At 44.4% G+C, this 23169-nt stretch carries 19 protein-coding genes; 15 read left to right on the top strand and 4 right to left on the bottom strand.

What is annotated here, in order from left to right; genetic code table 11:
• Positions 1-58: 58 nt before the first annotated feature.
• The 5 genes from EJ419_RS03890 to EJ419_RS03870 all read left to right on the top strand — a co-directional run bounded on the left by EJ419_RS03890 (position 59) and on the right by EJ419_RS03870 (position 6300).
• Positions 59-721 carry a YesL family protein gene (locus tag EJ419_RS03890; protein ID WP_131283798.1) on the top strand — a complete coding sequence of 221 codons (663 nt, stop codon included), beginning with the start codon at positions 59-61 and terminating at the stop codon, positions 719-721.
• Between the two features lie 213 nt (positions 722-934).
• Positions 935-2218: an ABC transporter substrate-binding protein gene (locus EJ419_RS03885; protein ID WP_131283796.1), complete on the top strand. Its 1284-nt coding sequence runs from the start codon at positions 935-937 to the stop codon at positions 2216-2218.
• A gap of 252 nt (positions 2219-2470) precedes the next feature.
• The gene (locus EJ419_RS03880) at positions 2471-3349 is read left to right on the top strand and encodes a carbohydrate ABC transporter permease (protein ID WP_205668819.1); all 879 of its coding nucleotides are present in this window, start codon (positions 2471-2473) and stop codon (positions 3347-3349) included.
• Positions 3349-4236, top strand: coding sequence for a carbohydrate ABC transporter permease (locus tag EJ419_RS03875; protein WP_131283792.1), 888 nt, complete (start codon positions 3349-3351; stop codon positions 4234-4236). Before EJ419_RS03880 ends, EJ419_RS03875 begins: the two co-directional genes overlap by 1 nt.
• Before the next feature lie 531 nt (positions 4237-4767).
• Positions 4768-6300, top strand: a complete 1533-nt coding sequence (locus tag EJ419_RS03870) for an MFS transporter (protein WP_131283790.1) — start codon at positions 4768-4770, stop codon at positions 6298-6300.
• A 79-nt stretch (positions 6301-6379) separates the two neighbouring features.
• Here the strand turns inward: EJ419_RS03870 and EJ419_RS03865 are convergent, their stop codons facing one another.
• Positions 6380-6607 carry a hypothetical protein gene (locus EJ419_RS03865; protein ID WP_131283788.1) on the bottom strand — a complete coding sequence of 76 codons (228 nt, stop codon included), beginning with the start codon at positions 6605-6607 and terminating at the stop codon, positions 6380-6382.
• Positions 6608-7091: 484 nt separating this feature from the next.
• Here EJ419_RS03865 and ilvC point away from each other — a divergent pair, with 484 nt between their 5' ends.
• Complete coding sequence (gene ilvC / locus EJ419_RS03860) at positions 7092-8177, top strand: ketol-acid reductoisomerase (protein ID WP_338068221.1); 1086 nt, start codon at positions 7092-7094, stop codon at positions 8175-8177.
• Positions 8178-8490: 313 nt separating this feature from the next.
• On the opposite strand, the gene EJ419_RS03855 is transcribed toward ilvC, so the two are convergent.
• Positions 8491-8979: a GNAT family N-acetyltransferase gene (locus tag EJ419_RS03855; protein WP_131283784.1), complete on the bottom strand. Its 489-nt coding sequence runs from the start codon at positions 8977-8979 to the stop codon at positions 8491-8493.
• A gap of 238 nt (positions 8980-9217) precedes the next feature.
• On the opposite strand from EJ419_RS03855, the gene EJ419_RS03850 reads away from it, so the two are divergent.
• Entirely contained in the window at positions 9218-9700 is a 483-nt protein-coding gene (locus tag EJ419_RS03850) for an HIT family protein (protein WP_131283781.1), read from the top strand.
• 178 nt (positions 9701-9878) lie between these two features.
• The gene (locus EJ419_RS03845; RefSeq protein WP_131283779.1) at positions 9879-11411 is read left to right on the top strand and encodes an amino acid permease; all 1533 of its coding nucleotides are present in this window, start codon (positions 9879-9881) and stop codon (positions 11409-11411) included.
• 36 nt (positions 11412-11447) lie between these two features.
• On the opposite strand, the gene EJ419_RS03840 is transcribed toward EJ419_RS03845, so the two are convergent.
• Complete coding sequence (locus tag EJ419_RS03840; RefSeq protein ID WP_131283777.1) at positions 11448-12611, bottom strand: FAD:protein FMN transferase; 1164 nt, start codon at positions 12609-12611, stop codon at positions 11448-11450.
• A gap of 281 nt (positions 12612-12892) precedes the next feature.
• On the opposite strand from EJ419_RS03840, the gene EJ419_RS03835 reads away from it, so the two are divergent.
• The 7 genes from EJ419_RS03835 to EJ419_RS03805 all read left to right on the top strand — a co-directional run bounded on the left by EJ419_RS03835 (position 12893) and on the right by EJ419_RS03805 (position 21081).
• Positions 12893-14734, top strand: a complete 1842-nt coding sequence (locus EJ419_RS03835; protein WP_131283775.1) for an FTR1 family iron permease — start codon at positions 12893-12895, stop codon at positions 14732-14734.
• Positions 14735-14793: 59 nt separating this feature from the next.
• Positions 14794-15429, top strand: a complete 636-nt coding sequence (locus EJ419_RS03830; protein ID WP_131283774.1) for an iron transporter — start codon at positions 14794-14796, stop codon at positions 15427-15429.
• A 6-nt stretch (positions 15430-15435) separates the two neighbouring features.
• Positions 15436-16734: a DUF2318 domain-containing protein gene (locus EJ419_RS03825; RefSeq protein ID WP_131283772.1), complete on the top strand. Its 1299-nt coding sequence runs from the start codon at positions 15436-15438 to the stop codon at positions 16732-16734.
• A complete protein-coding gene (locus EJ419_RS03820) occupies positions 16735-18048 on the top strand; it encodes an ABC transporter permease (RefSeq protein ID WP_131283770.1) in 1314 nt (437 codons plus the stop codon).
• A 175-nt stretch (positions 18049-18223) separates the two neighbouring features.
• Positions 18224-19375, top strand: a complete 1152-nt coding sequence (locus tag EJ419_RS03815; RefSeq protein ID WP_131284204.1) for an ABC transporter permease — start codon at positions 18224-18226, stop codon at positions 19373-19375.
• 259 nt (positions 19376-19634) lie between these two features.
• Positions 19635-20441 carry an ABC transporter ATP-binding protein gene (locus EJ419_RS03810; protein WP_165496226.1) on the top strand — a complete coding sequence of 269 codons (807 nt, stop codon included), beginning with the start codon at positions 19635-19637 and terminating at the stop codon, positions 20439-20441.
• A 94-nt stretch (positions 20442-20535) separates the two neighbouring features.
• A complete protein-coding gene (locus EJ419_RS03805; RefSeq protein WP_131283768.1) occupies positions 20536-21081 on the top strand; it encodes an FMN-binding protein in 546 nt (181 codons plus the stop codon).
• Positions 21082-21493: 412 nt separating this feature from the next.
• Here EJ419_RS03805 and EJ419_RS03800 read toward each other — a convergent pair whose 3' ends face one another.
• A complete protein-coding gene (locus tag EJ419_RS03800) occupies positions 21494-22990 on the bottom strand; it encodes an amino acid permease (RefSeq protein WP_131283766.1) in 1497 nt (498 codons plus the stop codon).
• Between the last annotated feature and the right edge of the window lie 179 nt (positions 22991-23169).

The following is a 23169-nucleotide window of genomic DNA, read 5'->3' as shown; positions in this document are numbered from 1 at the left end:
GAATACTTGATGCGATCTGAGAGTATAAAAAGTAACCGCATCATGTACTCTTAAACGTATGGAAGGCTTCTTTAATCAAAATAATTGGTTCTACAAACTTATGGGTTTGCTCTTTGATTTGGTAATACTCAATGTTATTACGCTTGTCGTTAGCATTCCACTTTTTACTGCGGGGTCGGCGCTCACTGCGTTACATTATTGCTTGTGGCGAATGGTAAGAAACGAAGAAGGCTCTATTCTCAAAATGTATTTCACGGTCTTTCGAGAGAATTTCAAACAAGTAACGCCAGTGTGGTTAGTGGTGCTTGTATGTGCGCTGATAGGTGCTGCTGATGTGTACTTCATTGCGCATATTCAGCAGTTAGCTCCAGGCCTTGGCAATTCTGGACGAATGGTCCTCATTGTTGCTTTTAGTATCATGGCCGTCGTAATTACTGCACTCGTTCAATGGTATACAGTGTTGGTTTCGCGGTATAAGAATTCTAATGCTATCCATTTAAAGAACGCCGCACTCGCTTCACTTGGATTCTTCCCTAGAACGCTAACCATGCTCATCCTCGTATTGGGTACAGCAATTGGATGCGTTATTTTTTATGGGTATGCCGTGCCATTTGTGTTGATTTTGGGAATTTCTTTACCGCAATATTGCTGTGCTCTCGTCTATGAACCTGTTTTTAAGAAGCTTGATGGAGAAGAAAGCAGCGCCGGGTCGAAGAAATAACAGAGTAAAATGCTTGTAATTTCAAGGGGAATAAAAGGTTTCACTGTACGAGCAATTTAAAAGAAAAACATTTCTCAAAACACTTATCGAACCCGTTTGACACGTGTTTCATAATGGTGTAATATCGAACCGGTTGGATAAATAGAGACAACCCGCAAAGAAGCAGTTGACATGCTTGCTTTTTAAAGGTAAAAGGCTCGCTAAGGAGAGAAAATGTTGAAAGATTGGAAGCGTTGGACTGCAGCAGCTGCAGCTACCGTTTTGGCAGTCGGCATGCTCGGGGCATGTGGTTCAAACTCTGGTTCTGGTGATGGCACCAAGATCACTATCTTCAATTCAAAGTCAGAAATTCAGCAGCAACTTGAAGAGCTTGCTGAGAGCTACGGTGAAAGCCACGGTGTTGATGTAGAGGTTTATTACTCAAGCGATACTGTTGCAGCTCACATGGCTACAAAGTATGCAGCAAATCAGCCATACACCATTTCCATGGTTGATGCAAAGGATGTTTACAGCCTCGGTGCTGAGCATGCAATCGATTTGAGCGGTGAAAAGTGGGTAAGCGAAACCGATCAGGCTATCTCTGTCGATGGCAAGGTACTCGGCTTCCCAGTTTCTGTAGAAGCTCGTGGTCTCATCTACAATGCAGATGCAATTAAGAAGGCAACTGGTAAGGACTTCAAGCCAGAATCCATCAAGACAACAGATGACTTCAAGAACCTCATTTCTGATTTGAAGGCTGGCGGCATGGAAAGTCCAGTCGGCGTTATGAAGGAAGACTGGTCTCTCGCAGCTCACTACCTCCCACAGGTATACGAAGAGCAGGAAGATCCAGCAGCATTCATCAAGTCTCTTCACGATGGTGCAGACCTCAACTCTAATGCTCGTTGGACTTCTTTGATGGATACCTTCGATGTACTCGTAGAGAACAACTACGCAAAGGGCGACAAGGCAATCTCTGCAGAGCGTGAAGTTACAGAGCAGAAGCTTGCAAAGGGCGAAATTGCTTTCATGTTCGGTGGTAACTGGGATTGGGCAGTACTCAACCAGTATGAGCCAACTAAGAACATGGGTATGATGCCTGTTCCACAGAATGACAACGATATGGATGTACAGAACAAGCTCGTAGGTGGCGGTTCTAAGTACTTCTTCATTGACAATTCGAAGAACACTTCCGAAGCACAGCAGAAGGCTGCTAAGGACTTCCTCAACTGGCTTTCAATGGATAAGGAAGGTCAGGAGTGGATTGTAAACACTGCTCACCTCGTATCCCCATTCAAGAACAACACTCTTGAAGTTGCAGATCCTTTGGGTAAGTCTGTCAAGGAATTCGCTGACAAGAACATGCTCATCAACAACTACAACTACCTCCCAGATGATCACTACTCTGTACTCGGCGCAAACTTCCAGAAGTACCTCGCAGGTCAAGAAGATCGTGCTGCTCTCGCAGGTCAGGTAGTTGACTACTGGAAGAGCAATGATATGAAGACGATTCAGTAGTTATCGCTTAATCCCTGTGTTCAATTGAGCGAAATTATTGAAGCGCTGAAATCATAAAATATATAACTACATGAGAGGTGGCGCATTCATAAAACGAGTGAGTCACCTCTTATGTTTCGTATAAAAGTTTTTATTCGAGAAGTTATCGTATGAAACTTCAGAATGAAAGCATTCGTGCGAAACAAAACCTCGACTTGATGACAAGTCACGTGCATTAGCACAACCCATTACACATATCTAATGGTGAGAGAAATGAAACAAAACAAATTATCGTACAAGATTGGCCAGTTCATGATGTTCGCTGGCCCAGCAACGATTCTCTTTTGCGCAGTAGTCGTTGTGCCATTCATCTACGGTCTGTATTTGACCCTCACTAGCTGGGATGGTATCGCCAACAATAAGCCATTCGTAGGCTTGCAAAATTATCGCGATGCTTTTGCAGATACCGCTTACTGGTCTGCTCTTGGTCGTACAGCTATTTATTCCGTAATTTCCGTCGTTCTCGTGAACGTCGTAGCATTCTTCCTTGCTTACTTGGTAACTTCCGGTATTAAGGGCCAGAACTTCTTCCGCGCGGGATTCTTCATCCCAAATCTTATCGGTGGTATCGTTCTCGGTTATGTATGGAAGTTCGTTTTCAACCGTGCATTCGTCGCAATCGGAACTGCTCTTACCGGTCATGAAGGAGCATCGCTGCTAGGTACAACTAATGGTGCGCTCTTCGCATTGATTCTTGTATCTGTCTGGCAATACGCAGGCTACATGATGTTGATTTACGTCGCTGGCTTCATGGGTGTAGATGATTCCCTCAAAGAAGCAGCATTGATTGATGGCTGCACCAACGGTCAGGCAATGCGTAATGTTGTTATCCCATTGATGCGTTCTTCTTTCGTACAGTGCATCTTCCTTTCTACAACTCGCTGCTTTATGGTTTACGATTTGAACCTGTCCTTGACTAAGGGTGAACCATTCAATACCTCAGTTATGGCGGCTATGCACGTGTACAATAAAGCATTCGTTTATAAGAACTATGGCGTAGGTCAGGCAGAAGCATTGATCCTCTTCATTATCTGCGCTGTCATCGGCATGATTCAGGTTTATGTCGGTAAGAAGGGTGAGGTGGAAGCATAATGGCTACTCAGTCTACAACTCGTAAATCTGATAACGATAAGGCAATTATTCGTCAACGTATCGGTCACGGTCTTATGATCGCTGTATTGGCCATTCTTTTGGTCATCTTCATTTGGCCATTCTTCATGGTTTTGACCAACGCATTCAAGTCCATGAGTGACATCACCGGTGAGCCATTAAGCATCGTCGGTTCGCATGGCTTTACTCTAAATAACTTCACTTCTGCTATGCGAAAGATGCACTTCTGGCGTGTATTCGGTAATTCTGCATTGATTACCGTTTCTGCAACAGTTTTGACCGTGCTTGTATCCGCAATGGCAGCTTATGTGATTGTTCGTAATCCTCGTTGGACTGCATCAAAGCTTACTTTCGCAGCAATGGTTGCTTCCATGGTTATTCCATTCCAGGTCATCATGGTTCCATTGGTATCTGTATATGGCGGCTACCTTGGAGTATTGAACTCCCGCCTTACTTTGATTCTCATGCACGTGGGCTTCTCAGTTTCTTTGGCAGTATTTATGTTCCATGGCGCAATCAAGACTAATGTGCCAATCGAGCTCGAAGAAGCGGCAGAGATTGACGGCGCATCGAAGTGGCGTACATTCTGGACAGTTGTATTCCCGTTGCTTAAGCCAACTGCTGCAACTGTAGCAATTATTGATGCAATGGCATTCTGGAATGACTACCTCTTGCCATCCCTTGTACTTACAGACAAGAAGATTTACACCATCCCTATTGCAACCCAGGTATTCTACGGAACCTACTCCACAGATATCGGCTTGGTCATGGCAGCGCTCTTGCTTGCAATGCTTCCAATCTTGATCCTGTACTTGGCATTGCAGCGCTTCATCGTGGCAGGTGTAACCGCTGGTGCTGTAAAGGGCTAAGTAGAAGTAAAAAGCTTAATTTAGCTTACGCGTTGATATCATCAGCGCACAATCAAAGAGGGTAAAAAATAAATCGTTATGTAAGTTTGGAATAGCGGCAAAAGCTTTGATAGTTTTTGCATAATGTTCCATACTTACATAACTCGCTGAGACGATACTCAGCGAAGTTTCTCTCACAACCTCCTGAAGGTGGGAATTACTGAAGAATCTGTGGATGAGTATTCAGATCATAGATTGCTGAAGTAAGACCTAAATTCAGGAGTTTTTTGTATATTGGTCCGAATGAGATATGGGCGGGGGCTCGCTCAGCGAGGACCGAGAAGAATGGGAAACGAACTGAACGAATGCTAACGTTTTCAGTAGTTCAGTCTTGGTATATAACAAGCCGATGTAAGACGGAAAATGTGAGATATCTCAATCTGCTAAAAATAATGCTATTGCAGTCCTTTTCATTGTTTATAATTGTTCGAGGTAATAGGCGCCACATATTGGCGCCTCTTTTTATATCGAGGGTATATATCGAGGGCAAACATGGCACAGAATAATTTCCCCCTTCCCGGATCGGGTAAGTTCCAGCGACCAGGCATCGACGACCGTCCAGATCTTGATGAGGCATTTGACGATGATCAGATGAACGCTATCAATCGTTTGGCTATGCCGATGAAAACCGAGCATATTGAAGAAGAGCATACTATCGAGAATGCTGATTTGCAGGTGGCTCGCATGAGTGCTGAATCAGGCACAGCTGCGGTCGCAGCGGTTGCAACTGAAGTTCCGGGAACTGATTCTGCGTTCTTAGATTTGCGTGACCCAATGGTCAGCCCTGACGGACATCGCCCCTCGAAGATGGAAGTGATTCGATTAGGAATCGGATTCACTTTAACAGCTTTCCTTGGAGCTATTCCATGGCTTGCGATGAATTCTGTGCTCCTGCCAGATTTGTTGCAGCGCATTGACTTTTCAAGTAAAGATGCCATGATTTCTTTGATTAGCTCAGCTGGCGCTATTGTGGCATTGCTCTCGAACGTTATCTTCGGAACGTTCTCCGATCTAACGCGTTCTCGATTCGGTCGCCGTACACCGTGGATTATTTCTGGTGGTCTCATCGCAGGTGCTTCGGTAGCATTAATTTCTCTGGCTACCAATGCTTGGGCTGTAGTAATTCTGATGTGTCTTGCACAGCTCGGCTATAACATGATGCTTGCTCCATTTGTGGCAACTATGTCAGATCGTGTGCCAGACAAGTATCGAGGAACAGTTTCTGCTTTCTACGGTGCGGGAATTACCACCGGTCAGACTATGGGTACTTTGGTCGGATCTGTTATTACAAACACTTCGCTCGGTTTTGCCCTTGGCGGCGCAGTATTCGCATTACTTGGTTTCATTACTATCGCAATCTGGCCTCGTGAGAAGGATAATAAGAATCAGCCTCGTGAAGAGTTCAGCCCATCCATGATTGCTAAGGCTTTCCGCCCTCCACGTAATGCGCCAGATTTCTATCTCGCGCTTGTCGGTCGCACATTGATGATGGCTGGATACTTCATGATTTCAAGCTATCAGTTGTACATCGTGCAGTATTACATCTTCGGAGGTAGCGAAGGTTCGAATTCCTCCGCTCGCCGCGTAATTGCTGTAATGTCAACGATTACCTTGGTTGTCTCCCTCGTGGCTGCATTTGTATCTGGTCCGATTGCTGACTATATCGGTAAACGTAAGCTTCCAGTGGCGTTAGCAAGCTGCCTCTTCGCTGCGGGTGCAGCGATGCCATGGATTTTCCCAAATCAATGGGGTATGTATGCGTTCTCGGTCATTGCGGGCTTTGGATACGGTGTATATAACGCAATTGATCAGGCGCTGAACGTTGCTATCTTGCCAAATCCAGATGAGGCTGGTAAGGACTTGGGCATTTTGAACCTTGCAAATACTATTTGTACGGTTCTCGGCTCTGTCTTTACTGCAGGAATCTTCATGATCTTCCACAGCTACGCGCTCGTGTTCCCAGTGTGCATCGTCGTCGTGCTTCTGGCTGCATTTATTATTATGCAGATTAAGGGCGTGGAGTAAGCGACGATTATCATGCTTAGATGGCGTTGTGGTGAGTCTGCATCCGTGTAGGCTCACCCCAACACCATAACTAATCCAATTAATTATTATATTTCTGATAGTCTTCGATGTTGAAGCAATGGTCTAGTTTTTCATGGGCTAGCAATTCAGGAGCTAACCCATCATAGTTACGACGAATCTGAGAACCTGAATTATGATAATCGATAATTATTTTTCCTAAAAACTTATCATAATTAGTGAGAGATTTTGACTTATAAAAGTGACCGTACCCGTCACCTAATTCAGTTATCTCCTCAACTGAAGTCAAGAGCCAATAATCGCGATTACTTGGGGAAATACGTAATAATCCGATAACTAATCTCCAACTTGAGAGTCTTGGTTTTTAGGTTGCCATAAAAGCCAATCATGCATTATAGATCGGTCTTTTAAATATTCCTGCATAGGACGCGCAGTTTGTGAGAGTGAGGATCAAGATAATTCATGGTTAGCTTGACTTTTTCCTATTAGATAGATTGTGCATGTGTAATACATCCTCTAAAGATTCACAGGATACCATCTTTGGGGGCTCCTTGGTGATTTTAGTATGACAGCAACACTCTCTCTCTTCACTTGTCAAATATTCGTTAGTCAATGATCCATACGTTCGCTACGAATTTTCGAATAATAAAAATTTTTACCTAGGCCTTTTCAAATAGTGGTATACCTCACACGAAAATCAAGTGCCCTCAGTACTATAGAGCATTAGAGTTAAGGACAAAATCCTGCACTACATATCGAAATTTTTCCGCGTTATACAACGCGATAAATCTAAGGAGCGCCACATGGCAGCACAAATTTGGTATGAAAATGATGCAGATCTCGCTGTACTCGACGGCAAGAAGGTTGCAATCATTGGTTACGGTTCTCAGGGCCACGCACACGCATTGAACTTGCGTGATTCTGGTGTAGACGTAGTTGTAGGTCTTCGCCCAACTTCTAAGTCTGTAGAATTCGCTAAGGAACAGGGTCTTGAAGTAAAGTCCGTTGGCGAAGCAACTGCTGAAGCAGATATCGTTATGATTTTGGCTCCAGATCAGTATCAGCGCACTATCTGGGCAAATGATATCGAGCCAAACTTGAAGCCAGGCGCAGCAATCGCTTTCGCACACGGTTTCAACATTCATTATGGTTACATCAAGCCATCTGAGGATCATCCTGTATTCATGGTTGCTCCAAAGGGCCCAGGCCACATCGTACGTCGTCAGTACACCGAAGGCCGTGGCGTACCAGTTGTAGTAGCAGTTGAGCAGGATCCTCGCGGTGACGCATGGGATATCGCTCTTGCTTATGCAAAGGGTATCGGTGCTCTTCGCGCTGGCGCTATCAAGACTACCTTCAAGGAAGAGACTGAAACCGATCTCTTCGGTGAGCAGAACGTTCTCATGGGTGGTGTAAACAAGCTCGTAGAAATGGGCTTTGAAGTACTTACCGACGCTGGCTACCAGCCAGAAATCGCTTACTTCGAGGTATGCCACGAGCTCAAGATGCTCGTAGACCTCATGAACGAAGGCGGCTTGAACAAGGCTCGTTGGTCTTGCTCCGATACTGCACAGTACGGTGATTACACCAACACTGTAGTAGACGAGTCCTGCCGCGAACGCATGCAGTACCACTTGAAGCGCATCCAGGATGGTTCCTTCGCTAAGGAGTTCATCGACGATCAGGACGCTGGCGCTCCACACTTCAAGGAACTTCAGGAGAAGTACTCTAACGTACGTATCGAAACCGTTGGTCCAAAGCTTCGCGCAATGTTCTCTTGGAACAATGACGGCGTAGCAGACGCTGATGAAGGTCAGTCCTTCAACGGTAAGATTGCTCGTACTCAGGTACAGGAGTAAGCTTTCGCGCTTATAGCGTTTAAACGGTAACTACGCAATTAGCGAATTGTGGCGGTAGAGTCTAGAACTTTACCGCCACAATTATTTATCAAGATCAATTCTTTCGGATAGGGAATTCGAAACAATTTTTTGCACGTTTGACGGCATAATACGGTAATGCATGGTGATGCATCAGAATTAAATGCGTTCACTGAAGTACAACCTGCAAAAAATATCTCGTGCATGCACGTCGTATGGCGTTGCATCACGAGATATTGCGCAAGTTGATGATCGACAAGAAGCTGAGGCCCCGAGAAAGAGGAAACGACTCGACCTACAAAATCGTTTCCATAACGGTTTCTTGTGGCTTCATACCCATTGCCTCATAAAATGCGCGCGCATTAGGATTGCATTCCCATACACCGAGCGTGAGGTTGTAGTATTCGCGCTCGCGAGCCCAGTTTCGTACGAATTCCAGCAACTTGCGCCCTACGCCGAGACCTCGCGCATTTTCATCCACGCATAAATCCTCAATATAAAGCGTTTTAATATCAGTAAACAGCCTATCAGCTGGCACTCTGTGATCCTGGCTTATGCAGAAGCAGTGCCCATAAATTTTCGTATCATCCTCAGATGAGACGGCAACGAAAACAGGGTTATCTACATTATCGATGCGTTCGAATAATTCGCTTTCACTGTATTTAGTGACCTTGTTAAATAAATCAGGGCGCCCTTCATAATGGACGAGATTAACTTGGCGTAAAAGTTCAAGAAGAGCGGGTATATCGCTGTGACGCGCGCGACGGAATTTTACTGTATTCATATACTCCACCATAACGCAGAAACGTCAAGATGATTACGGTGAAGTGTAATTTTTGCGCAATATTGCATTGCTATCCCACATATAGAGATAGTGCCGCATGTCGTGTCGCTTAAAATCGACGAGTTATGTAACTATTGATTGAGCAATTTGAATTGATAAATATTCAGAATTATGGATAAATTACAATCCTGAGCATTACGCGCCATAAAATACTATGAAGAGAAGCAGGGGAATTTTCATGACGTGCAATATTTGCAAGCGTATTGAGCTTATTAAGCAGTCAAACAACCCATTTTTCGTCCGAGAACTTGAAACTGGGTATGTAGTGCTGGGTGATAGCCAATACTTCTATGGGTATACGCTTTTCTTGGCGAAAGAGCATATCCAAGAATTACACCAATTCGATCGTGAGACTAAGCTGAAGTTTCTTGAGGAAATGAGTTTAGTACAAGAAGCCGTGGCTTTTGCATTCCATTCAGAAAAAATGAATATCGAAATGTTAGGCAACGGCGATGTGCATATGCATTGGCATATATTCCCGCGTCGTCACGGCGATCTTCATGGTCACGGATATCGTGGGCGAGGCCCAGTATGGTGGGTTCCTTGGGAAGAAATGAATGATGAGAGTAATTCTCTCAGTGATGCTGAGTTAAAAGAAGCTAAAGCTCGTCTCGATAAATGGATTGGACGCGTGTTAGAAAATAACGCTTTGCAAAAGTGAGTTGGCTAATAGAAGACGCGTATGCGGGGGAGCTGAAACTGACATCATAGAGTATACAAAGAGTGCAAAGAGCACACAGAACATACTGAAAACTAAGAAAATCGATTAATACATCACGCATTGGTTATATGGCTGAGTTAGAATAAAGCTCGACTGAGAATTAAGATAAGAAGAGTTTATGACTGACAATACTGATACCACGAATTCGCAATCTTCGAGCGCATCATTTCACAGTACATTGAAAACGGTGGATCACCTCGATAAGAATAATCAGATGGAACGCGGTTTAAAAAACCGACATATCCAATTCATTGCCATCGGTGGAACCATCGGTACGGGATTATTCCTTGGATCAGGAGAATCGATTGCTCTTACCGGACCTTCGATTATTTTCGTGTACATTGCTGTCGGTTTGTTTATGTTCATTCTTATGCGTGCAATTGGCGAACTCATGTATCGCGATCCAAGCCAGCATACATTCATCAATTTCATCGGTAAATACGTCAGCCCTGCGTGGGGAAGATTTGCCGGCTGGTCTTATTGGATCGTGCTTATTCTCATCGGAATGACCGAAATCACTGCAGTTTCCACGTATTGTGTGAGCTTCTTCGGCACTTTCGGCATTGATATCTCTGCATACAAATGGATTATAGAATTAGTCTTTTTGGTAATTTTGACCACTGTTAATCTCATTGCTGTCAAAGTTTTTGGCGAAGCCGAATTCTGGTTCTCGATGATTAAAATTGCACTTATTATCGGGTTAATTCTTACTGCCGCAGTGATGGTTATCATTCATTTCCACTATCCAGCGCAAAATATTAGCGGTACTCAAGTGCCTGCTGGGCAAACAGCCATCAGCAATATCACTGACAATTTCCAGTTAGCGCCAAACGGGTGGCTGAATTTCTTTATGGCGTTCCCTATGGTGTTCTTTGCGTATGAATTGATTGAATTCGTAGGCGTAACCGTTTCCGAGACAGAAAATCCTCGCGCAATTTTGCCAAAAGCAGTTAATCAATTGATTTACCGAATACTTATTTTCTACGTTGGTGCGCTCATCGCTATCATGTGCATCGTCCCATGGAGAAGTTTCATACCAGATGCTCAGGGAAATATCGCATCCCCATTCATCATGGTGTTTAGGTATGCGGGTATTGATTGGGCAGCAGGTCTTGTATTCTTCGTTGTTATCACGGCAGCAAGCTCTGCGCTCAATTCGTTACTATATTCAGCAGGACGTCACTTGTACCAGTTGGCTCAGGATTCATCGGATTCCAGTGTACTGTCAAAGCTTAAGCTTGACGAAATCTCTAAGAATAAAGTCCCTGCTCGAGCAATTATTGCATCAGCTGTACTTATCATCTTATCGCCAATCGTAAGCTTAATTCCTGCGGTTCAATCAGCATTTACACTGTTCTCCTCGGCTTCGAGCGCAGTTATTATCTTCATTTACGTTCTTACGATTATCGCGCATTACAACTACCGTAAGAGTCCGAACTTTACGCGTGATGGATTCCTCCTACGCGGTTATCAGTTCTTTGACGTCATCGGTATCGTGTTCTTTATCGTTATTTATGCCTCATTATTTGCATCGCCAACGCGAGTTATCCCAGCAATTGCAGGTATCTGCTGGCTGATAGGTTTTGGAATCTACTGCCATATTAAGGAGAAGCGGATGTCAGCTGGTGACGGTGTACCTAATGGTATCTAATGGTATCTAATACTGCACGCTGATAGTATTACATTTTCACTGTATGAAAAAGTTGCCTGGCCAATCGATTGATTGCTGGGCTTCTTTATTGCTCATAAGTCGTGCGTATTGCCAGACAGAGCCAAAGTGTGCTTGATGAGGCGTTGAGGCAATGTCGACGTTAATTAAGTCTTGTGGTTCACACAGGAAAAGAGCAGTGGATAATGCATCTGCCCATGCTGTCGGAAATTGTATATGCGCAGAAGAATTAGCAACGCTTACCCACGTTGCCTTCACATTTTGTGTAGGTCGTCCCGTTGTAGCATCAATGAGATGATGAACCTCTTGAGCAGTATTCATAACTGTCCAATGTCTGCGAGAGGGTGCCGAAGCGCATAAAGAGCTATGCGCTGGAAGATCAATTACTCCAACCGCTTGATTGAGATTCCAAGGATTTTCCATAGCTACATGAAGATGTTCCGTTGTGTAGAGATCTCCGCCGGCATTTATCGTAAATTTTTGCAGATTGGACGCAGAAAGCTCCTGAGCAAGTAAGTCAATTAGGAAGCCTTTGCCAGCCGCGCCAAAATCAAGATGTACAGGTTGCAAAAAATAGAGACGATTTGCGCAATCCTGCAAACGAAAAACGTTTGTTCCCCACTGTGTTCTTCCCCACTGTGCCTTTCCCCACTGTGCTCTCAATGAGGGCGCTCTTAATGAGGGTGCATGTTCGAAAGGCGCTGGCGCTAAACGTGTGCGCTCCGCATCCACATGAGCATTATCGGTATTGCTGAAACTGGCGCAGTCCGCCCAGTCGATTCCATATCCTAAACGAATAAGGTCATCAGCGACTGCTGGTGTGAAGCGCCCATTGGTTATCGAGAATAAAGCATCATAAATATCGAAAAGATGGGAAGCGTATGGAGGGAAATCAACAAAAAAGGCATGAGAAGTGTGAGCCAAATGCTTCTCATGTCGTGCAGTATCGTATTCGCCACATTCCTCGTTTTCACTGAATCCATCGAAATCGCCACGAGCAATGCGTGATATGAGACTGTCAGCGCGAAAACGTGAGAAAGATGTATCAAAATCGTCGATAATATGTTTTAATCGAGTACGCAGCTCGGTTGCTCTAGAGGGATTGGCTTCATCAGATTCGCTCGAGCTTGAAATTATTATCCCTGTCCCGAGGGCTTTCGGAAATTCGAACAGAAGCGTCATGATTCAAGAGTACATGGGCAAGGCAACTTATGTGCGGTTTATGCCTCCGAGTGGGGTTTGGGCGAATATACAAAAAGAGCTTGTGTTTATAGTGTTACACGTGAAACATCGTCGTTTAAATGGCATGCATTAATACACAATAATAAGAATTTCTCAAGATATTTATGCAAAACTCTTTACTTTTAGGGAAATTCCTTTAATCTTGAGTCTTGAGGGTAGTAATCAGAAAGAATAGATTGAGGTAAATCGTGATCTCATACTGTGCGTCTTCACGACATGTCATGCGTTCATGGGTATCAAAACTTGTTATGAGCTTTATGCTTTTAGCGGTAGTAGTAATTGCCCTATTCTCTCAATTTGCTCCTCTGAGTATCGCTGATACGAATGGCTCAGATAATGCAGCCACTTCTTCCTCTTCTATTGCGCAATCGGCAGATGTTGACTCTTGGTCAGTTGTGGCATCGAATATCGTGGAAGATTTGCAAAATGGTGTCAATGCTTTGAATAATTCTGATACCACGTCTGCATCATCATATTTCCAGCGCGCGTACAATGTCGAGTATGTTGCCTCAAATATGATCGTCGTAGCTGGACAATATGCACAGACCTCTGCACAAGCAGGCGAGCAAGTGCGTACGGTTCAAGCAGAACTTCAAGCATTTACTACGGATGTATTTGTAAGTTCCAAGGTCTCTACTATTCCAAGTCGTGTTGAATCAATAGAACCAGCGTTAAACGATGTAGCAACACAACTCGATAACTCATCGAGTATCCAAAATCCTCGTGACTTTGCTCAGGCTCGAGCTGAGAAAACCGCTCAGGAACGTAAAAAACTTGATGCTGCGAAAGTTCGTAAGAACGAAGGACGTGGAAATCGCACATGGTCTGATGTGGCGCTCGAAATGTCAGGAATCCTTGACCGTGCTCAAACCGCAGCAACAACTGGTAATAATGATCGCGAAGGATCGGACTTAGTAAATAACGCTTATTATCAGTATTACGAAAAGCTCGGTTTTGAAAAGACTGTGATGAGTGCAATTTCTGGTGCTCGAGTATCGGAAGTTGAGAACCAATTTAAAGAGACTCGTAAATCCATGATTGGCGGCAAGTCTGATGCCGTCGTTGAGCAAAATGTTGCAGTCTTGAAGAAAATGCTTGTCGACGATGCAAAAAAGTTGGATGATGGCGCTGCTGCAAAAATCAATCCATTCGTATCATTTGTAACATCGTCATTTGGTCAAGCATTTGTTATTCTTCTCCGTGAGGGCTTAGAAGCAATTCTCGTTATCGCAGCAATTATCGCTTATCTTGTCAAAGCAGGACAGCGTAAATCAATTAAGTTTATTTATGTAGGCTCTGCGCTTGGCATCGTTGCATCAGCAATCATGGCTGCACTGCTTATCTTGGTATTCCAGGCCGCTGGATCGCATCAAGAGGTATTTGAAGGCGTGACAGCTCTTATCGCTATGGTTATGTTGCTCTATACGAGCAACTGGATGCTCAGCAAATCTTCGAATGAATCGTGGAGTGCATTTGTCGATGAGAAAACTCGAAAGAGCATTTCCAATGGAAGCGTTTTCTCTCTGGCTTTGTTGGCCTTCCTTGCAGTCTTTAGAGAAGGTGCTGAAACGGTTATCTTCTACCAAGCGTTGATGGCTATGAACTCCGATGGGGATTATTCTCCAATCGCGTGGGGCGCAGTAGCTGCAGCGGTTGCTCTTGTCGCTATCTTCCTGCTCTTTAGATTCACCTCTGTTAAGATTCCATATAAGCAATTCTTCGCTGTTATGTCAGTTATCTTGTCGATTATGGTCGTTATCTTCGCAGGTTCTGGCTTGCATGAGCTGATCGAAGCGGATGTCTTTGATGGAATTTATCTATCAGGATGGCCGACTAATGACTTCTTAGGAATATATCCATACGTCCAAACCATCGTGTTCCAAATTATTATGGCGATTATCGTTGTTGCCCTGTATGTGGTATCAGCAGTTCGTCGTAAGCAACTTAGTGCGCGCAATACGGTGAACGATAAAGCTACCACGGCTGCTCGTGACGGCGTAGAGGACACTTTTACCAACGAAATAACAGATGAAACTCACACGTCAGCTTCAACTGAAGTCTGAAATGGAGTCAAAATCAAGAATTTTTATAAAAAATAATTCACAAACAGTAAAGGACAATTATGAAGAAAACAACTCTTGCAGCTGCTCTCGCAGTAGTCCTCGCAGGTTCTTTGACTCTTGCTGCGTGCGGAAATAACTCTTCCAGCTCAGCTACGAAGGATAGCTCGACTTCACAGACTGACAAGAAGTCTGATAATAAGTCAGAATCCACGAGCGACGGCAACGGCTTTGAAGAGTTCCCTATTGGCGATGATCAGGAAGTAGGTCCTCTCAACGTAGGAATGGTACACTTCCAGCCAGTTGATATGGAGCCACAGGGCATGGGTCTTTCGGCTGCAGAGTCAAGCTTCCACCTTGAAGCTGATATTCACGCATTGAAAGATAACAACCTTGGTTATTCAAAGGGTGAATTCGTTCCTGATTTGACTGTAACTTACGAAATCATCAATAAGTCCACTGGAGAAACTGCTGCCTCCGGTACATTCATGCAGATGAATGCAGACGATGGTCCTCACTACGGTGGAAATGTAAAGCTTGACCAGGCTGGTTCTTATACAGTTAAGCTCACCATTGCTTCTCCAGCTGAACGTGGTTGGGCGCTTCACGTCGATAAGGAAACTGGCGTTAAGGGTAAGTTCTGGACCACCCCACTCGAAGCAAACTTTGACTGGGACTACACTCCAATGCAGTGGTAATTTTTTATGCTTGAACAATTTGTCAATTCGTTACTAGGCTCACTAGCACCGATACTGCTCACTATGGTTATCGGTGCTGTGTGCAAACCTATGGACGCGCAATATCGTCGAGGGAGTCGTTTTGCTCGCCTTGGCGGTATCGTCGTAGGAATTATCGCTGCGATAATTTTTGCTACTTTACGCGGTACGGGAACTATTACTCAGCGCACAATCGTTAATTTTCCGACATTGATAGCATGCGTTATTGCCGACGCGCTCGCAATTATCGCGTTGATTGTATGCGTAATTCGAAAGGCTTCTACCCAGAATTCTTCACGAAGTCAAATTCTTCAGGTAGATGTTATTAATATCGTTTTCGCATTCGCGCTTGCATTAACATATTTCCGTGCGTTCCCAGATGTTATCTTACGTGTTACGAATTTCGTTGAAACGGGCGAATCATTCTTCACATCAGATATGCTTCTACGAGCCCTTGGCTTTGTGTTAGGAATTACTGCAAGCATTGTCGTTGCTGCTATATTCTCATCGATGAAGAGCAGTATCTCTTCACGAATTTTCGCTGTGACAGGTATTATCCTTGTCGTACTTATAGCAGCTCAGCATAGTATCGATTTATTGCAAATTTTGTTCAGCACGCGTGCAATTAGATTGAATCGAACTCTTTTCACGGTTCTCGCATGGGGACTCAACAATGGGTTATCTATCGTCATATCCCAAGCAGTAATTTTCGTTATCCCTATCATTGCAACTATCGTTGTGGGCTGGAATACGCGTATTGAAGGTGAAACAATTGCTGTAGTGAGATCTCAACGCAAGATTAAACGACATGCATTTGCAGCCGTCGCATTTAGTCTTCTGGCAGTTTTCGCGGTAGGAGCAAGCCTCACTTATGGCGATGCTGCTATGCATGTAGAGATTAAGCTTAGCGATCCGGAAAAATATTCGTTAAAGGATTCTGTCGCACAAATTAAAGTTTCCCAGGTTGATGATGGTCATTTGCATCGCTTCGAATACACGGCTACGGACGGCACAGTGATGCGATTCCTCGCAATTAAGAAGGGCGGCGGCACTGTCGTAGTCGTACTCGATGCGTGCGAAAACTGTGGTGACGCTGGCTATTATGAAAAAGACGGCAAAGTCATCTGCAAGAAATGCGATGTAGCGATGAATATCGCAACCATCGGTTTCAAGGGCGGCTGTAATCCTATACCTATTGAATTCGATAACGACGGTACTACTATCACAGTGCAAACGTCAGTTCTTGATGCAAATGCACATTATTTCAGACGATCGGCAGGCGTGTAAATGTTCTTTATTCGCATGATTAGGCGGTCTCTAACACATGAGTTCCGTAAGCGTTTGCTTATGGGGCTCACGGTGCTCCTTGCTGCTACTGTGTCAACAGCGATGCTAGGCGTTGTTTTCGATGTAGGTGATAAATTAACCGATGAGTTATCAGCATACGGTGCAAATATTACCGTGCGTCCAAAGTCTGATGCAGTGATTTCAGATTTATATTCATCAAGCTCGACATCCACTCCGAGCTCATCGCGTACAGATCCAACTCAGTTTATTAAAGAGTCGGATCTGCAAAAAATGAAAACAATCTTCTGGGCATATAACATCCTCAATTTTGCGCCACAATTGAACGAGCATCTTGAGGTCGCTACAGCGAGCGACAAAAAGGTTGATAACGTTCCAGTAGTTGGTACGTGGTTCAACAAGACGCTGAAGATAAGCACAGGAGAAGAAACCATCGTGGGACTTCAAACGATGCGTTCATGGTGGAAAATTGATGGTAAGTGGGCAAAAGATGATGGTAACGAAGCTATGGTCGGGTCTACTTTCGCTTCGGAACATAATGTCTCAGTAGGCGATACGCTAACGCTTAGTCGGGACGGCAGAAATCATATCGTTACTGTCTCGGCAATTTTTACTTCCAGCGACGATGATGATAAAGCTATTTTCACATCGACACAGACTGTACAAGACGTCACACAACTTCCGGATTCTGTAAATTATGTAGAGGTTCGTGCTTTGACAACTCCTGAGAATGACTTGGCTCGCAAAGTTGAGAAATCCCCAGAAGCGGTGTCCCAAACCGAATGGGAGACATGGTACTGTACAGCCTACGTGAGCTCAATTGCTTATCAGATTGAGGAAGTAATCCCGGGCGCTGTAGCTAAGCAAGTTCGACAGGTTGCGGCTTTGCAGGGGAACGTACTGCGTAAGACTCAGGCTGTAATGATTGTGATGACTGTGCTTACATTGATAGCGGCAGCTATTGCAGTTGCTAATCTCATGGCTGCAGCTACGGCAGAACGTTCTAGTGAAATAGCTTTGCGCAAGGCTATCGGTGCAAAGAATAGTGAGGTTATGCGCTTCGTATTAGCTGAAACAGCTTCTATTTGTGCAGTCGGAGCTATCATCGGTGCTGCTCTTGGTACGGCGGTTGCACAAGGAATCGGGCAGATTGTATTTAATGCAGGAATCGTCATGCGACCAATGGTCTTCGTTCTTGTCGCAGTGTTACTTGCTCTTACAGTTCTTGTTGCATCTATCTCAGCTTTGCGTGCAATTTTGAATTTGAAACCAGCAGAGGTACTTCATGGCAGATAAACAGGAAACTACTCAATACGTACCAGATGATTCACTATCTTCGGTGAGCGCTGCAGGCGGAAACGGCTATAGCGAGAATACTCATAGTACAAATACTGATGGCGTAAACACTAATAGCGAGAAGCGAGTGTTTACGCTTGAGGATATTAAAAAGCAAGAGCGTGCTAATCGAGCAATGTTCTGGACAATGATTCGTGGTGCAGTAATTCGTAGGCGTTCTCGTGCAGCCATGGCAATTATTGCATCGCTGGTAGGTGCAGCAACATTATTCGTTTTGATTATGGTATGCCTAGTCGTTCCAGCACAAATGACTGAAGAAATGCGCGCTTATGGTGCAAATCTTGTGGTTACTAGTAATCAAACAGGTGTAACGGAAAATGGTATCCAAAAGGATATGGTTGAGCATACGACTGAAATGATGACTGCGACTGGTTTTAGTCAAACTCATGCTACCTATCGTTATGAAACAGTTCGCGTGAATTCTGCTTCATATCAGATGGCTGGAATTGATTCTTCAGAAGTTAAATCCATGAATCAATTCTGGGACGTTACGGGTCAATGGCCTACAAAGACGAACCAAGTACTTATTGGCACAGATGTTGCTGAGCGGTTAAGCGTAAAAATTGGTCAGAGTATAACTGTCGGTTATGTTGACGATAACTCTACAGGGACAATTCTCGACACAGATGGTACCCGTATGCAAATCGTTGGAACCGTCAGCACGGGCGGAAATGAAGATTCGATGCTGTACGTGACCACCGATACGCTGAATAAACTTACAGGCAAAGAACGTGGCGTGGATGCTATTGAGTATTCGTCGCAGGCAACCGGTGATGACTTAACAAAACTGGTTAACAATATCAACGATATGCGTTCCATGAACGTGACCGCTCAAGCAGTCAGCAAGATTTCTACCGCTAACGCCAGCATTATCACAATGCTTACCACACTCTTCTGGATTATTTCAATCGTTATCGTTGCTTTGACGCTTGTAGGAGTATCAACCACAATGACATCCATTGTCTCTCAGCGCCGTAATGAAATTGGTCTTCGCAAAGCCCTGGGTGCGTCTAATAGATCAATTGCGGTTGAATTCTATGTGGAATCGGCTCTTTATGGTGTCGTTGGAGGTATCCTAGGTGTTCTTGCAGGCGTAGGGGTATCGGAAATACTGATTACCACAGTCTTCGATAGGGCAGTAGAACTAAACGTTTGGATTATGCTTGTATGCGTCGCAGCTGCCTCGCTTATCGCGGTAGTGGCTTCCATTATCCCAGTACATAAAGCATCGCAGATTAATCCTGCTGTGGTACTGAGAGAGGAGTAGGAACGTGATGTCCTTCGAGAACTCAGTAAATTTTAGTGATAACAGGCGTTGCGAGAAATCAAGTTGCTAGTTTATACAGCTTATACAGCGACTGGGGATGTTGAGCGATGGATATGAGTGATGGGTGCTGAGCGATGGTTGAGTGCTGACTGATGGCTGAGTGATAACTGCGAGGACATATATTGCAGCAACACTTTCAACGACAGCAATAGCAATACATGAACGAATGATTTTAATAATGAAAGTAAGGTGAGCTGAGATGGCAACGAACGAAATTCTTTTGCATCTCGATCATGTATCGAAAATTTATGGAGATTTGCACGCACTAGACGATGTGAGTTTGAGCGTGCCACGTGGTCAGTGGCTTTCTATTGTGGGATCATCAGGTTCGGGTAAGACCACTTTGATGAACATCATCGGGTGCTTGGATTCGCCAAGTCAAGGTGAGGTAGCACTTCAAGGTAGAAACGTAGAGCATTTGCGTGAACGTGAACTCGCTGATGTGCGTAAAAATGTGGTAGGTCTGGTGTTCCAGAAGTTTTATCTCGTGCAGCACTTGACGGCTGTAGAGAATGTAATGGCCGCACAGTATTACCATTCGGTCGTTGATGAGAAACAGGCGATGGAAGCGCTGCGTCAGGTAGGTCTTGAAGATAGAGCACATCACTTGCCAAGTCAGCTCTCTGGTGGAGAGCAGCAGCGCGTATGCATTGCTCGCGCACTTATTAACTGCCCAGAAATCATATTGGCTGATGAGCCGACCGGCAACCTTGATGAAGCGAATGAGCAAATAGTGCTTGATTTGTTCAAGAATTTGCATGAGCAAGGAACGACCATCATCGTGGTGACTCACGATTCGACTGTGGCAGGACAGGCTCAGCGCGAGATCATGCTCAACCATGGCAAGCTCGTGGGGGAAAAGTGGAATGACCAGGAAGCGCGAGAACGTTTTGAAGAGTTAGTTCAATCGGATGATAGTATTGCTCCAGTTCATGAAGCTGAATTTGCAGACCCTACAAAATCTGCAAAAGATACAATTGACTCGAGTAACTTTGAGCAAGCGTAAGACGGGTAATCTTAAATTTCCTACGTATCCGAGAGATAAAATATACGCAGCATCAATAAATAAATGAATTATAGGTAAGAGGTATTCTTAAAACATGGCACAGGAATTTACTGCAAAAGAAGTCACGCAGAAAACAGTAGTAGTTGCAGCTCTTGGTGTACTCGCCACGTCTGTCGCGCTCGCTGGTTGTGGTTCTAATGCTCCAGCAGCAGGAGATAATGCTGATACACAAAGCCAGTCTACGAATACCAAAACCGATTCTGATCAGCAAGATAATTTGCGTAACGAGATGAGTTTTCCTCAAGCACAAACCGATACGGGTAATTATGCTGATGGAACATATACTACTGAAGGCTCGTACGGGGAACATGGGGCAAGTAAGTTGTCTCTGTCAGTTGATGTACAGCAAGGAAAGATTGCTGCAATTTCTGTAAAACCAACGACATCAAATGCTATCTCCAAGAAATATGCCGGTGCCTTTGTCAAGAGTATTGATGGTCAGGTCGTAGGTAAAGATTTGAAAGATCTGAAGGTTGACATCGTTGCTGGAGCAAGCTGGACGACCGAAGCTTTCAATACTGCGTTGACCAATGTGCGAGGTGAAGCTTCTCAGGCCGTTGCGAGTGAAAGTGCGCAATAAAAAGTAGGAGCACTGTAAAGTGGGGCATAGTGTCAGCTTGGAGACGTCGAACGCGAAAATTCTTACTCTACTTGCCTGAACATGTTAGATCCAATGCTCTGACTTAATAATTCCCTGTGCATACTCGTTATGAGACGTTAAAAATGTGATTATTTTTTGTGAGTGCTGGTTATTACCTTCAATACAATCAACCATATGCGCCAGAGTGAATAGCGATGCAGCATATGAAAGAACCCCCAGGGTTGAGCATTGTTAAGAGGCTTAGGGGGCTACTGTTATTTATACGTTAACTTGGAATCTGGACAGTATTATGCCTGAGATAAGCCATCTGGCGGTGTGAGACACCTTAATGATTATCTCAGGCTAGCACCACTAAAATAGTAATCTCACCGATTAACTGTATTATAGGTGGCTACTTCTTCTTTACCCGTTGAGTAATCTCATACGCGGCTACAAGCACAACTACCCACAAAGGTCCAAGCCATGTAGCGATTCGATAGCTTGGCGATAGCCACATGAGGGCATAGATGAGAAGCATTGCCGCCAAAATTATCCATGGAGTAATCTTGGCGAACGGTAACTTAAAAGTTAACTCCTTTTCGCCTTCAGCTCCGATATTTTTACGGAATTTCATTTGAGTAATAGCGATCATCGACCAATTGAAGATTCCTGAGAAGGTAGCAATAGACATCAAATAATTGAATGCGAATTCTGGCCAGAGGAAGACAACGACGACAGCAATCACCGTAATGGCTGCTGATGTGAGCACACCCCAAGCAGGAACACCACGTTTATTTGTTTTGCTCAAATATCGTGGAGCATTACCTTGAATTGACAAGGAATACAGCATTCGTGAATTTGAATACAGTGCTGAATTATAGACGCTAATCACTGCTGTTAGGCAAACGAAGTTAAGAAGACCTGCAGCAAAATGAATGCCTACAGAATCGAATATCTGAACGAATGGGCTAACGACTACGCCTTGAGCATTTGGCACACCAATCTTATCCCATGGGACAACGCACATGATTACAGCCAGAGCAGCAACGTAGAAGATTAAGATACGCCATACTACTTCATTCGTTGCCTTTGGAATCGACGTCTTCGGGTCTTCAGCTTCTCCAGCGGTGATACCGATGAGTTCAGTACCGCCAAAGCTAAACATAACTACGACAAGAGCCATGAGGATCCCAGAGTATGTAACGCCTCCGGTGACTCCTGCAGAAGCCGTTGCATCCGATTGAGCGGTTGATGAGAAGAAACCGTGAGGTGCGAAATTAGCGAGATTATGAATTCCAGGGACGATGCCATCAGCTCCAGGAATTGCCATAACGATAACAACTAGACCAAGCACGATCATAGCTATCACTGCCACAATCTTGATAATTGCGAACCAGAATTCAAACTCACCAAATGCTTTAACACCTAGCATATTCGCTGCAGTAATAAGAACCATAAATACAATAGCGCTCAACCAAGCAGGAATCGTTGGGAACCAATACTGTACAAACTGGCCTACCACGGCTAGCTCAACCATGGATACCAATACGTAATTTGCCCAGTAATTCCATCCGCTTACAAAGCCAGCACGCTTGCTCCAATAATGGCTTGCATAATAGCTAAATGCGCCAGCCTTAGGATCATATGTACTCATCTCACCAAGTGCGCGGACAATCAAAAAGATAATCGCGCCGCCCAAAAGATACGTCAATAAAATAGACGGACCCGCGAGCTTAATAGATTCAGCAGAACCATAGAAAAGTCCAGTACCAATTGCTCCACCAAGAGCAATCAGCTGAATATGTCGGTTTTGCAGACCTTTGGTGAGTTTCTCTTGTGGAGCTTGGGTATCCGCGGCAGACTGCGCTGCGGCAGATACTTCTGCTGGCTCTGTAGAGTTCTCAGTCATAGAGGTCTCACTTATCTCTCATATCGTGATTCGTTAATGTGTTTGATTAGTATACATGTATTGTGCGCGGTAACTGCCGTATTTCGCGGTACTCGTGGTATTCGCGATTTCGTATGGATACGGAGCGATACAGAAACTCTGCTCAGATACATGTGTATTCATATATTACGCTGGGTGTG

Origin of the sequence: Alloscardovia theropitheci (assembly GCF_004332295.1) — a bacterium.
GTDB lineage: Bacteria > Actinomycetota > Actinomycetes > Actinomycetales > Bifidobacteriaceae > Alloscardovia > Alloscardovia theropitheci.
Note: the sequence above shows the minus strand (reverse complement) of the source record. Positions and strands in the feature narration are given on the sequence as shown.